The sequence below is a fragment of the Ruegeria sp. N8 genome, assembly GCF_056531325.1.
The window spans coordinates 598,065-610,732 of record NZ_JBQFLQ010000001.1 but is presented as its reverse complement, the minus strand read 5'-3'; the positions used below and the strand labels follow the sequence as shown (position 1 = coordinate 610,732).

Genomic DNA, 12,668 nt, shown 5'->3' with positions numbered 1-12,668 from the left:
AGAGGGTTTTATGGTAGAGGCTGAATTTCTGGAGACCGCGCAGGGGCGGCGATTGGCGTATCACAAAAGTGAGGGGTCGGGGCCCACGGTCGTTTTTCTTGGCGGGCTGAAGTCGGATATGGAAGGCACCAAGGCGGTGCATCTTGAAGCATGGGCAAAGGCACGTGGGCAGGCGTTTTTGCGGTTCGACTATTCGGGGCATGGGGAGAGTTCCGGTACGTTTGAGGAAGGCTGCATTGGCGATTGGCATGAGGATACCGTTGCCGCGGTCAAGGCGCTGACCGAAGGGCCCTTGATTGTGGTCGGGTCGTCCATGGGTGGCTGGCAGGCATTGTTGTTGGCAAAGGCAATGCCGGAACGAATTGTCGGGATGGTTACAATCGCTGCCGCGCCGGACTTTACCGAAGATGGCTATTGGGCCTCGTTCAGCGATTCACAGAAGGCGGCTCTGGAGACGGTGGGGCATGTGGAATTGCCCTCGGATTACATGGAGCCTTACATCATTACCAAGCGCATGATCGAAGATGGGCGCACGCGATTGGTTCTGCGCGATCCGTTGGCTTTGCCATTTCCCGTGCGATTTTTGCAGGGCACGGCGGATACAGCGGTGTCAATCGAGACGGCTGTGCGGTTGCTGGACCATGCCAGTGGACCGGATATGCGGTTGCTGTTGGTCAAGGATGCGGATCACAGATTCTCGGACGGGCCTTGCCTGGAGATTATCGAACGCGCTGTGCTTGATGTGCTTGCCCCCGAATGACCCGGTTGGTTCTGCGTTTCATTGTCGTGCTGGCAGCTCTGGGCGGCCTGATCTTCTGGTTGGGGCCGCGCGAAGAGGTTGACCTTCATCCCACGTTTGAGCCGCGCAAATTTGGCGAGGGGGTGCAGGTCTATTTCGAGAGTGTCGAATCCGCCTTCGAAGACATCGTTCCCGGTGTCGAAAAGCGGGTGATCTGGCAAGAGGGATTCAAGGAACAGCGAACACCGGTGTCGATCCTTTATGTTCACGGATTCTCGGCCTCATCCGAGGAAATCCGCCCGGTGCCCGATCTGCTTGCAAAAGCGCTGGGTGCCAATCTGGTGTACACGCGCCTGCAAGGCCATGGGCGCGGCGGTTCCGCCATGGCAGAGGCGACGGCCCCGGGGTGGATGGCCGACATGGCCGAGGGCCTCGCCGCAGCACGCGCGGTCGGCGACCGGGTGGTTGTGATCTCGACCTCGACTGGGGGGACGCTGGCCGCGGCTGCCGCGCTGGATGCCGAGATGACGCAGAATGTCGGCGCGATGATCTTTGTTTCGCCGAATTTCGGGGTCAATACGCCGGGGGCTTGGATACCCGGCCTGCCCTGGGCGCGAAATTGGTTGCCGATGTTGATGGGGGAAACCCGCGATGTGTCAGATACCGACCCGGAGCGGAACAAATACTGGTCGCTGAGCTATCCGTGGGAGGCCGTTGTTCCGATGACCCGGCTGGTCGATGTGGTGAACGGGCAGGATTTTGCGCAAGCACAGGTTCCGGCGCTGTTCTGGTTCTCGGATGACGATCAGGTGGTGCGTCCGGATCGGACTCATCAGGTGGCACAGGCGTGGGGCGGGCCTGCGACAGTCAATCTGGTTGCAATGGGCGAAGAAGATGACCCTGCATCGCATGTGGTGGCTGGGCGGCTGATGTCGCCGGGGCAGACCGAAGCCACAGTGGATGGCATGCTCGCGTGGCTACGCTCGGTGGGGATCGAATAACGATGCGTAAACCGGCCAGTATGTGGAGCCTTGAGGCGCTGGGCCGGGTGCGCTTGTCGCGGCATTTCTTCATGCGGGACTTCCTGTATTCCGAAATCGGGAATTTTCATGGGATACAGAACATCCCCGAAAACCCTGATCTAGCCATCGAAACGGGGCGCGCTTTTTGCCAAACCCTGCTGGACCCTTTGGAAGAGACCTTTGGGCGCGTCGCCGTGCGCTCGGGTTATCGCGCGCCGTCGCTGAACCGGTTCGGCAACGAAAACAAACTGAACTGTGCCCGCAATGATAACCCGATGGAATGCCATATCTGGGATCGGGGCACGGGCGAGAACCGAATAGCGGGGGCGTCGATCGTGATTCCGTGGTTCGCGGATCAATATGGAACCGGGCGCGATTGGCGCGATCTGGCGTGGTGGATGCACGATCATTTGAACTATTCCGAAATCTGGTTTTTCCCGAAGCTTTGCGCGTTCAATCTGGTCTGGCGGCCCAATCCGCATCGCCGGATCGATAGCTATATCGCTCCACGCGGATGCCTGTTGCGGGCTGGGGCGGAACCTGATGAACCCCGGGAAAAGCGGCAGGCGCGCTATGCGGATTTCCCACCCTGTCGGGGCATCGACTATCCCTGAACTTTCCCTTGCCCGGGTGCTGAAAAACGCTCATCCTGCAGGAAAAGTTGATTATTGTGGAGGCTCTGTGTGATTGAGCCGTTGGTTTTACTGCCCGGTTTCATGTGCGATGCGCGCCTGTTCGGGGCTCAGATTTTGTACCTGTCTCATTACCGCGCGGTGACGGTTGCGCCCCTGTCGGTCGGCGAACGGATAGAAGAGATTGCCTCAGGCTTGCTGGACCAGTTGCCGCATCGGTTTGCATTGGGCGGCTTCAGCATGGGCGGGGTTGTGGCGCTTGAGATCGCGCGCCGCGCGCCGGACCGGGTCTCTCGGTTGTGCCTGATGGCGACCGATGCACAGGCCGATACCCCTCAGATCGCGGCGGGACGTGAAGAGTTGATCGTTGGGGCAAAATCCGGGCGGCTTGAGGATGTGATGACTCGCATGATCGGTTCGGACACGTTGGCGTCGGGGCCGGAGCGGGTGCCCGTCCTGAACGAAGTGATGGCCATGGCCATTGATCAAGGGCCGGATATGTTCGAACGGCAAATGCGAGCCATGCAGCGCCGACCGGACCAGCAAGGGGGGTTGCGGCATATCAACGTGCCAACTCTGGTTTTGTGTGGGGCCCATGACCAAATCACTCCAGTGCGCAAACATAGTTTCATGGCTGAGATGATCCCGAATGCCGAACTGCGTGTGATCGAGGAGGCGGGCCATATGGTGCCGCTCGAGGCCCCCGCCGCGGTGACCGAAGCCTTGGAGGCTTGGCTGAACATTCCGGCGCGTTTGGCCTACTTGTAGAGGGCTGCGCGCTCGGGTTTCGTTAGGACGGTCGGTTTGGCCGACGTTTCCCTGGTGTCGGCATCGAAGAAAGGCGTGTTCTTCCAACTGCCAGACAAACGGGACTTCAGCACGCGCGTCACCAGACCAATTGCCGCAGGGCCCAAGCCTTCATGCGCTTGCTTTCCGCCGGGGCGAGGAACAAAGCCGCGTGTACGTACGGGCCCTAGGTCGCTTGGGTCCGGGATGCGGTTCACGATGAACCCGGCGAAAGGAACTTTCGGTGTACGTGAAGTGGTGGCCAGCGGGGCGTTGCAGCAACTGGCGTACCAGCGCAACATCCCCTTGGGGCTGAGCTGCATCAGCGCAAGGTGTTCTGCGCCGTGTTCAAAAACGATCTCCTCGGGCAGCATTTGCAGCACGTCGACCGGGCCAGGGGCAGGGTCGGGTTGTCCAAAATAAAGCTGCGCGGCCCGGCAATCGTGGCAAAAGCATTCCACATGTGTGGACGAAGCGACCCCTGCGGCTGAAATGCGCCCACTCAAAGCACCGCAGGTGCAGGCGAAGGTAGTGTCCTTGGCCGGGCTTTGAACCATGCGCCTCAGGCGACTTTGTTCTTGTTGGCGGCCCGGCGGCGCGGTTTGCGTGTGTTGGCGTTCATGAAGTCGATCACCAGCGGGCGGATATTGTCGCGCCAGCTGCGGCCCGCAAAAATACCGTAGTGCCCCGCGCCGGGTTCCACATGACTGGCCTTTTTCGCATCGGGCAGACCGGTGCAAAGATCAAGGGCCGCGATACATTGGCCAGGGGCCGATATATCGTCATTCGCGCCCTCAACTGATTTTACCGCGACATCGGTGATCTTGCCTATATCCACCTTGTGCCCGGCCACCACAAATTCATTCCGCGCAATTTCGCGGTTTTTGAAGATGCGTTCGACGGTAGACAGGTAGAACTCGGCCGTCATGTCCATCACTGCCAGATACTCATCGTAGAAACGGTTGTGCGCGTCATGATCCGAGGCCTCGCCCCGCATGACACGCTGGATCTGGTCGGTGAAGGCCTTGCTGTGGCGCTCTCCGTTCATCGACATGAACGAGGCCAACTGCAACAGGCCGGGATAGACCATGCGGCCGACGCCTTTGTACTTAAAGCCCACACGCTGGATCATGGTTTCTTCCAGCTGGCCCATTGTAACGCGGCGGCCAAAATCCGTGACATCCGTCGGAGTCGCGTCTGGATCGACCGGCCCACCGATCAGTGTCAGAGTGCTGGGTTGTGCCTTGGGTTCCACCTCGGCCAGGTAAGCCGTGGCAGCCAGGGTAAGGGGCGCGGGCTGGCATACGGCAACAACATGTGTTTCCGGGCCAAGTTCTTTCATGAAATCGACAAGGTAGAGTGTATAGTCCTCGACATCGAACTTGCCTTCGGACACAGGGATATCGCGCGCATTATGCCAATCGGTGACATAAACTTCGCAATTGACCAGCAGGCTTTTGACTGTCGATCGCAGCAACGTCGCATAGTGGCCCGACATTGGGGCAACCAGCAGAACCTTGCGCGGCTGTTCTTCGCGACCGTTGACGCGGATGTGGATCAGGTCGCCAAACGCACGCTCGACCACCGGCACGATGTCGACAAGATGGTCCTTGCCATCTTCGCAGGTGAAGGTGCGAATGCCCCAGTCAGGCTTGACAATCATGCGCTGGAATGTGCGTTCCGTGACCTCGCCCCAGGCTGCCATCATGCTGAACGCAGGGTTCGGCACCATCGAAAACAACGGGTAAGAGGCCATCGCACTGGCGGTCGCACCCATCCATTGATTGGTGTTGCGCATGGTTTCCATCAGATCATAGGTCATCATGTAGCGCATCGGGCGAACCTCCTGAGTGACAGCCCTAAACTTCGGACCATTCGTCGCTTTGCGCTGCGGCTGCCGCGACGTTATTCTGCATAGCAGCAAGATTACGGGGGAATTGTTAAAATGACAACAAGTGAAGACCAGGCGCAGGAATTGTCCGCAGAACATCTTGAACGGCTTAAAGAAAATATGAACAAAGTCGAAGAGCTGTCGAAGCGGCTGGTCGAGGTCATGGCCGGGAAGAAGGCGCATTCCCCCGCGTTGGACGGCCCGAATCAAGAGCTTTTCGCAAAAGCAGCAACGGCATATATGGCCGAGGCTTGGCAAAATCCCGCCAAGCTGTTGGAACACCAGATTGCCTATTGGAGCAAGTCTGTCATGAACTTTGCCGAAGCGCAGCAGGCGCTGACAACGGGCGAAGTTGAGGGGGCGGCACCAGTAGCCAAAGACAAACGTTTTGCCAATCCGCTTTGGGAGACTAACCCTTATTTCCGCTTCGTCCGCCAGCAATACCAGACAAATGCCGATGCGATTTCAGAAGCAGTGGCCTCGGTCGATGACATGGATGCCAAAGACAAGCAGCGTCTTCACTTTTTTTCGCAACAGATCATCAACATGATGTCTCCGACAAATTTTCTGGCCACAAACCCCGATGCGCTGGAAAAAGCGGTGGAGACTGAAGGTCAGTCGCTGATCAAAGGGCTGGAGAACCTTGTTTCCGATCTGGAGGCCAATGATGGCGAGATGGTTGTTCGACTGGCGGATGACAGCGCCTTTGAAGTGGGCGGCAATATCGCCACGACACCGGGAGAGGTGGTCTATCGCAACCGGTTGATGGAGCTGATCCAGTACAAACCGGCAACCGAGACAGTGCATGAAACGCCGATTGTCCTGTTCCCGCCCTGGATCAACAAATTCTACATTCTGGACCTCAAGGCCCAGAACAGCCTGATCAAATGGGTAACAGAGCAGGGCTACACCCTATTTGTCGTCAGTTGGGCAAATGCGAACGCGTCCCACGCCGAAATCGGCATGGGGGACTATATCGAAGAAGGTTACCTGACCGCGATCGAGCAGGTGAAGGGCATTTGCAAGGTCAAGCAAGTCAATGCGGTCGGCTATTGCATCGCGGGCACCACACTAAGTCTGTCGCTTTCGCTGTTGAAGCAGCGCGGGGACAAGTCGATCAAATCGGCCACGTTCTTCACCACTCTGACCGATTTTGGCGAACAGGGAGAGTTCACCCCGTTTCTGCAAAACGACTTCGTCAACGGCATCGAAGACCAGATCGGCAAGGATGGCGTGCTGAAAGCCTGGGTCATCGGGCGAACCATGTCCTTCCTGCGCTCCAACGACCTGATCTACGGCCCCGCAATCCGCAGCTACATGATGGGCGAAACACCTCCGGCGTTTGATTTGCTGTACTGGAACGGAGATGGGGCCAACCTGCCGGGCCGCATGGCGGTCGAGTATTTGCGTGGGCTGTGTCAAAGCAATGATTTTGTCACGGACGGGTTTGAACTGCTGGGGCACAAGCTGCATATCCGGGATGTCGACGTGCCGTTAATGTCAATCACCTGCGAGACTGATCATATCGCGGCCTGGAAAGACTGTTACCGCGGCGTGCAGCAGATGGGCTCGCGGTCGAAAACTTTTGTGGTATCGGAATCGGGTCATATCGCAGGCATCGTGAATCCGCCCAGCAAAAAGAAATACGGGCATTACACCAACCCGGACATGCAGCTGGACGCTGACAGCTGGATGAAGGATGCCGATTTCCATGAAGGGTCCTGGTGGCCGCTTTGGGAAGCGTGGTTGAGAAAGCGGTCCGGCAAGCAGATTCCGGCGCGTGAGCCGGGCGATTCGAACCACCCGTCTCTGTGTCCCGCGCCCGGTACCTATGTTTTGGCCAAAGCAACTGGTTGATTAATAAGGGAATTCGAAGTTTTTTCTGCGTTGCAGCAAAAAAATCTTGCAATGCTGCGATGCAGCAATCATATTGTCCTCAAGCTGATGAAAACCGGGGCGGGCCCGGTTCGGCAAAAAGGATTTGGACAATGGCAAAGACCCCTGACTTCACCGCGACCCTGAAAGACATCATGGGCGCATTCCCCGTTGACACTTCCGCTCTGGAAGGTGCCTTCAAGTCGACCGCAACCCTGAACGAAAAACTGTCGGGTGTTGCTCTGGAAGCTGCAGAGAAATCGGCAGAAATCTCGAACAAATGGACCAAAGACACTCTGGCCAAACTGACCGAGATGTCGAAAGCAAAGGCAGAGCCTGCCGACTACGCAAAAGCCGCAACCGACTTCGCAAGCGCGTCGGCTGAAGTTGCCGCTGAAAACCTGGCTGCTTTCGCTGAAATCGCGAAAAAAGTTCAGAGCGAAACCGTCGAGCTTCTGATGGCTGCCGGTAAAGACGCTGCAGAAGACGCAACTGCTGCTGTCAAGAAAGCCACCAACGAGGTGACTGCTGCTGCCAAGAAAGCAACAGCTGCCAAGTAAGTAAGGCCGCGAGGCGCACCCATTCCTCCCATCTGGTGCAATCGCGTTGGGCAGGTCGAAAGACCTGCCCTTTCTTTTTGTTCTGCACTCGCATAATCTCTGCTGCAACGCATCATCCTTGGGGAGGGTTAACGGTGTCAGAACAAGAAAAACCGTTGCTGATCAAACGCTATGCTAGCCGTCGGCTGTATAACACTGAGACCAGTGATTATGTCACGCTGGAAGATATCGCGGTATTTATTCGCGACGGGCGTGAAGTGCAGATCATTGATCTGAAAACCGGGGACGACCTGACCCGGCAATATCTGCTGCAAATCATTGCGGAACATGAAAGCCGGGGCGAAAACGTGCTCCCGGTGAACGTGCTGAACGATCTGGTCCGCAGTTACATGCTGCCGGGAGGTGGAATGATGCCGCAGTTCTTGCAAAGCTCGTTCGATATGCTGCGCGAAAGCCAGTCCAAGATGATGGAAAACATGAACGCCATGAACCCGATGTCCCAGATGCCCGGGTTCGAGGCGATGCAGGCGCAGCAACAGGCTTTTCTGAAGGCGATGACCGGCGGATTGTCTGGCCAGTGGTCTGGCCCCGACAAGGAAGATGAGGCCAAATCCGAACCGAAAGAAGATCTGGACGACATCAAAAAGCAGCTTGCCGAGCTTCAGCAGAAACTATCCAAACTGAACTGAACCTGCCATGCGCTGGGTGCTGACGGGCGTTGTGCTGTGTTGGGCAACGCTCGTTTATGCGCAAGGGCAGTTTTCTGAGCCGTGGTCGCCGATCTGCACGCTTGGGTCTGCTGCGGATGATGGTTGCGCAGATATCCGTGCCCGCGAAATACTGGATGCGGCTGAACCGCCATGGCGCGCAATCGGACGAGTCAATTTTGCCAGCAGGGCCCAGCGATTTCATTGCACCGGCGTTTTGGTCGCGGATGATCTGGTTCTGACCGCCGCGCATTGCCTTTACAATGCCGCGCGTCAGCGCTGGATCCCGCCATCCAGTATCCGCTTTGCTGCTGGGTATCAGCGAGGGGAGGCCTCCGCGGTCTCGACCGCCAAGCGCTATGTCCTGCCGGAAGGCCAAGGCACTGCATTCAATGACGGACCTGAACTGGATTGGGCGGTGCTTGAACTGGAGAACCCGATTGGCCGGACGTTGGGTTCTTTTCCTCTGACAGAGCAGGATATGTTGACCGGATCGGTCGCGGGTTATGCTGGGGTGCGGCCGCATGTCCTCAGCCGTGCGAACCCATGTCCGGTTGTTCGGCGGACTGATGCGCTGATGACCGCGCGTTGCCCTGTAATGATGGGGGATTCCGGCGCGCCCTTATTGATTGACACGCCATCGGGGCTGGCTGTGGCTGGTGTCTTATCGCGCGTCGCCGCAACCCCCGAAGGGATCGCGGCGCTGTTTGTGTCCAGTCGAGTTGTCTACGTACCCTCGCGCTGACGCTCAGGTGCCGAACGCCATCTCGGGGGCGGTGACCTCGCCGACCGAGGCCAGCAGGATGTCAGCAATCACGTCCAGCTCTTCCCGTGTCAGGCGGACGGGCAGGCGCACATCGCACGCTTTCATCAGCATCTCGCGTGTTTGGGGAAGATCGACCTGCTCGGGCAGAAACTGCCAGTTCCAGAAGGCGCGGGCGTTGTCCTCGCTCAGACCAAAAACCTGAACCTTGACGCCCCGCGCCTCGGATGCTGCGGCAAAGGCGCGGATATCATCATCGCTCAGGTTCACCAGGTTGAACTGGATCGAATCCGGTGCACGTTGTTCCGGCGCAAGCGGGGCAGGGACGTTGATATAAGGCGAGGTGTTCAATCGGTCGGCCACGTAGTCGTGATTGGCGAGCCCGTCTTTGACGCGGCGCGCCAGCTCAGGGATCTGCGGCCGGATCACGGCGGCGCTGAGGTTGCTCATCCGCAAATTATACAGCGGCAATTGGTTCTGCCAGCGAGAAAAGGCTTGCTCCAATTCGGGCGAGTTGTCGCCATGCGGGCCTTTGTGTTTTTTCCAGTTATGCTCATACGCGCCCGACATGATCACGGCGCGGGCCACCAGGTCGGCGTCGTCCGTGATCAGGATACCACCTTCACCCGCGTTGATCATTTTGTAGGACTGGAATGAGAAACAGCCGACCTTGCCAATCGTGCCGATATTACGCCCATGCCAGGTGGTGCCCAGCGAATGGGCCGCGTCCTCGATCACGGGAATATCGCGCGCATCACACAACGCCATGATTGCGTCCATGTCAGATGTATGGCCGCGCATATGGCTGATGATGACGGCCTGAACACTGTCCAACTTGGCCTCGAAATCGGCCATGTCGATGCGATAATTCTCGCCCACTTCGCACAAAACCGGAATGCAATCCGCATGGACGACCGAGGACGGCACGGCCGCAAAGGTAAATCCGGGGATCAACACCCGCGCATCCCGCGGCAGGCCCAACGCCTTGAGCGACAGGAACAAGGCCGCCGAGCAGGACGATACCGCCAGCGCGTATTTCGACCCCAAGAGGGCCGCGAACTCACTTTCCAGTAGCGCAACCGGCGCATCCTGTGGTGCGGTATAGCGAAACAGGTCGCCCGATTGCATCAAGGCGTCGATGGCCTCGCGCGCAGCGGCAGGGATGGGTTCGGCGTCATGAACGTTAGGAGGAAGCGTCATATTTGATTTTCCCAAATTCTATCTTTGGAAAAGATAAAGCTAAAAAAGCTTCAATCCAAGCCCCTACGTGACCATGCAGCGAAATTTCACCGAACTGTTGTATTTGAGGGCAATTGCATCCCGACCGCCGGATTGCGTCTTGCATCCATAGGGGAATCCGGGTGGCAATGGGACAATCTAAAGATTGCATTTCACGGTCCGGATTTTTGCCACCATGCTTGCTAGGCTTGCTTTTTCACTGTCCATTCTCGCTCTGCCAGTTCATGCGCAATACGTCCTGTCCGACGGAACCGAAGTCGCGCCGCTTGAGATGTTTCAGGAATGCGCCGTCTGCCCCGAGATGATCGTGTTGCCGTTGGGAGAGTTCCTGATGGGTGCGCCACCGGGAGAATCCAAGCGCAACTTCCATTGGGACAAAAAGGGATTTCGCCTTGCGACACCGGAAGAGCCCTACATTGCCCATCACGAAGGGCCGGTTCACCCGGTAATGATCGACATGCCCATCGCAATGGGGCGCAACGCGGTGACGCATGACCAGTGGATGGCATGCGTCAATGACGGAGGTTGCGGGGGGCATATCCCGCGTGCTTGCACACCGCGCATTGATGGGCCGTGCATAGACATTCGTGGTAATTACCCGGTCGTCGATGTGTCATATCTGGACGGGCTTGCACATACAAAATGGCTCAACCAGAAAGTGGGGGCCGAAGTTTATCGCCTGCCAACCGAGGCAGAGTGGGAATACGCGGCCCGCGCTGGGACGCAGACGCCCTTTGCTCAGGGTGAGGAAGTCACCACCGATCAGGTCAACTTCCACGGCAAGCCGACCGAAGAGATGCTGGGTGTGAAGCGCCCTGATCTGGCGCGGCGAGGCCATCCGGTTCGAGTAGATGAGCTCGACGCCGCAAATGCGTGGGGATTCCGGCATATGTCAGGGAATGTAGCCGAGAGAACAATGTCTTGTTGGAGTGACAGGCACAAAACTTGGAACTCGTCCAGCTTGTACCTCGAAATGTCTGCTTCGACGAATTGTGACAAGAGAGTTGGCCGTGGTGGAACGTACTGGACGGCAATAGATTTCTCGCGCGTTGCCACGCGTGGTCCAATTCGAGCGGACGCCAGATCGCAATCTAGCGGTTTTCGTGTGTTGAGACAGTTTACGCCGCCGCGTTTGGCTACTTTTCAATCAAACTCCCAACCGATCCCGCAACGCAAACCACGTCATCGCCAGCACCAGCAGGGGGTTGCGCAGGGCGGGGCCTCCGGGGAAGGGCAGGGCGGGGACGCGGGCCATGGTGTCGAACCCTTCGGCTTGGCCTTGGATGGCCAGCGCCATCAACTGTCCCGCATGGGTTGCCGTGCCAACCCCATGGCCGGAATAGCCCGAGGCGGACAGGATATTGGGCGCAACCCGCGTCAGATACGGCATCCGCCGCATGGTGATCGCCAGTGTGCCGCCCCAGGCATAGTCGATCTTGACGTCGCGCAGATGCGGGAAAATCTCTGTCATCGGTTTGCGGACTTTGGCGGCGATGTCCGCCGGGAAGCGATAGCCATAGCTTTCGCCGCCACCAAACAGCAGCCGGTTATCGGCGCTGAGGCGGAAGTAGTTCACCACGAATTTCGTATCGGCCACCGCCACGTCTCGGGTCAAAACACGGGCGGCATCGGTGCCTAGCGGTTCCGTGGCAGCAATGAAATTGTTGATCGGCATGACCCGCGCGGCGACCTTGCTGTTCAGGCCTCCCAGATATCCGTTACAGGCCAGAACGACGTGATCGGCCGTGACCTTGCCTTGCGCGGTGTGGACTATGGCGGGTGCGGTTTCCTCGACCCCCGTCACCTCGGTGCCCTCATAAATCCGCACGCCTGCCTTGGCCGCTACCTGCGCCAGACCCAAAGCGTAGTTAAGCGGATGTAGATGCGCGGCACCCATGTCCAGATAGCCTCCGCGATAGGCGGGCGAGGGGCACAGACCGTGGCCCGCGCCTTCGTCCAGCAGTTCCATCTGGTCATAGCCATAGCGGTCGGACAAATGCGCCGCGTGGTCGTGCAATTCCTGCTGTTCTCCAGCGGACAGGCCCAGAACGGCGACGCCCGGTTTCAGATCGCAGTCAATCTGGTACTTGGCAATCAGCGATTTGACCAGCGCCTTCGCGTCCTCTGCCAGGTCCCACAGCTTGGCGGCGTCGTCATCGCCAACCAACCGCTCAAGGTCTTCCTGATCCATCCGCTGCGCGCTGCCCAATTGCCCGCCATTGCGGCCTGATGCGCCAAAGCCCACGCGATGCGCCTCAAGCAGCACCACGCTGAACCCGGCCTCGGCCAGATGCAGCGCGGCGGACAGGCCGGTATAGCCGCCGCCGACCACACAGACGTCGGCTTTTTCGTCGCCCGCAAGAACAGGAAAGCGGTCAATCGAATTGGCCGTAGCCGCGTACCAGCTGGCCGGGTATTCAGCCTTACGGTCGTTGGAATAAAGCAGGTTCATCG

12 protein-coding genes and 1 pseudogene are annotated in these 12,668 nt (G+C 58.3%); 9 read left to right on the top strand and 4 right to left on the bottom strand.

Annotated elements, in window-relative coordinates; genetic code table 11:
* Positions 1-10: 10 nt before the first annotated feature.
* From ACR0C5_RS03070 to ACR0C5_RS03055, 4 genes are all read left to right on the top strand, one after another.
* The gene (locus tag ACR0C5_RS03070) at positions 11-760 is read left to right on the top strand and encodes an alpha/beta fold hydrolase (protein ID WP_480874453.1); all 750 of its coding nucleotides are present in this window, start codon (positions 11-13) and stop codon (positions 758-760) included.
* Positions 757-1,740, top strand: coding sequence for an alpha/beta hydrolase (locus tag ACR0C5_RS03065; protein WP_480874450.1), 984 nt, complete (start codon positions 757-759; stop codon positions 1,738-1,740). The genes ACR0C5_RS03070 and ACR0C5_RS03065 overlap by 4 nt, the downstream gene beginning before the upstream one ends.
* Positions 1,741-1,760: 20 nt before the next feature.
* Positions 1,761-2,375 (top strand): hypothetical protein, encoded by a 615-nt coding sequence (locus ACR0C5_RS03060; protein ID WP_480874741.1) that lies wholly within the window; start codon positions 1,761-1,763, stop codon positions 2,373-2,375.
* Between the two features lie 69 nt (positions 2,376-2,444).
* Complete coding sequence (locus tag ACR0C5_RS03055) at positions 2,445-3,161, top strand: alpha/beta fold hydrolase (RefSeq protein WP_480874448.1); 717 nt, start codon at positions 2,445-2,447, stop codon at positions 3,159-3,161.
* On the opposite strand, the gene ACR0C5_RS03050 is transcribed toward ACR0C5_RS03055, so the two are convergent.
* Both ACR0C5_RS03050 and phaZ read right to left on the bottom strand, forming a co-directional pair.
* Positions 3,152-3,736: a DUF6151 family protein gene (locus ACR0C5_RS03050; RefSeq protein WP_480548490.1), complete on the bottom strand. Its 585-nt coding sequence runs from the start codon at positions 3,734-3,736 to the stop codon at positions 3,152-3,154. The genes ACR0C5_RS03055 and ACR0C5_RS03050 overlap by 10 nt on opposite strands.
* A gap of 5 nt (positions 3,737-3,741) precedes the next feature.
* Positions 3,742-5,013, bottom strand: coding sequence for a polyhydroxyalkanoate depolymerase (gene phaZ, locus ACR0C5_RS03045; RefSeq protein ID WP_170770343.1), 1,272 nt, complete (start codon positions 5,011-5,013; stop codon positions 3,742-3,744).
* 111 nt (positions 5,014-5,124) lie between these two features.
* On the opposite strand from phaZ, the gene ACR0C5_RS03040 reads away from it, so the two are divergent.
* The 4 genes from ACR0C5_RS03040 to ACR0C5_RS03025 all read left to right on the top strand — a co-directional run bounded on the left by ACR0C5_RS03040 (position 5,125) and on the right by ACR0C5_RS03025 (position 8,957).
* Positions 5,125-6,927: a PHA/PHB synthase family protein gene (locus ACR0C5_RS03040; protein ID WP_480874445.1), complete on the top strand. Its 1,803-nt coding sequence runs from the start codon at positions 5,125-5,127 to the stop codon at positions 6,925-6,927.
* Between the two features lie 131 nt (positions 6,928-7,058).
* Positions 7,059-7,505, top strand: a complete 447-nt coding sequence (locus ACR0C5_RS03035; RefSeq protein WP_170770646.1) for a phasin family protein — start codon at positions 7,059-7,061, stop codon at positions 7,503-7,505.
* Positions 7,506-7,639: 134 nt separating this feature from the next.
* Positions 7,640-8,194, top strand: coding sequence for a polyhydroxyalkanoate synthesis repressor PhaR (gene phaR / locus ACR0C5_RS03030; protein WP_170770347.1), 555 nt, complete (start codon positions 7,640-7,642; stop codon positions 8,192-8,194).
* A gap of 7 nt (positions 8,195-8,201) precedes the next feature.
* A complete protein-coding gene (locus ACR0C5_RS03025) occupies positions 8,202-8,957 on the top strand; it encodes a trypsin-like serine peptidase (protein WP_480874443.1) in 756 nt (251 codons plus the stop codon).
* 3 nt (positions 8,958-8,960) lie between these two features.
* On the opposite strand, the gene ACR0C5_RS03020 is transcribed toward ACR0C5_RS03025, so the two are convergent.
* Positions 8,961-10,175 carry a DegT/DnrJ/EryC1/StrS family aminotransferase gene (locus ACR0C5_RS03020; RefSeq protein WP_480874440.1) on the bottom strand — a complete coding sequence of 405 codons (1,215 nt, stop codon included), beginning with the start codon at positions 10,173-10,175 and terminating at the stop codon, positions 8,961-8,963.
* Positions 10,176-10,389: 214 nt separating this feature from the next.
* On the opposite strand from ACR0C5_RS03020, the pseudogene ACR0C5_RS03015 reads away from it, so the two are divergent.
* Positions 10,390-11,316: pseudogene (locus ACR0C5_RS03015) on the top strand (formylglycine-generating enzyme family protein); the annotation flags it as partial.
* A 45-nt stretch (positions 11,317-11,361) separates the two neighbouring features.
* On the opposite strand, the gene ACR0C5_RS03010 reads toward ACR0C5_RS03015, so the two are convergent.
* Entirely contained in the window at positions 11,362-12,666 is a 1,305-nt protein-coding gene (locus tag ACR0C5_RS03010) for an NAD(P)/FAD-dependent oxidoreductase (protein ID WP_480874438.1), read from the bottom strand.
* Between the last annotated feature and the right edge of the window lie 2 nt (positions 12,667-12,668).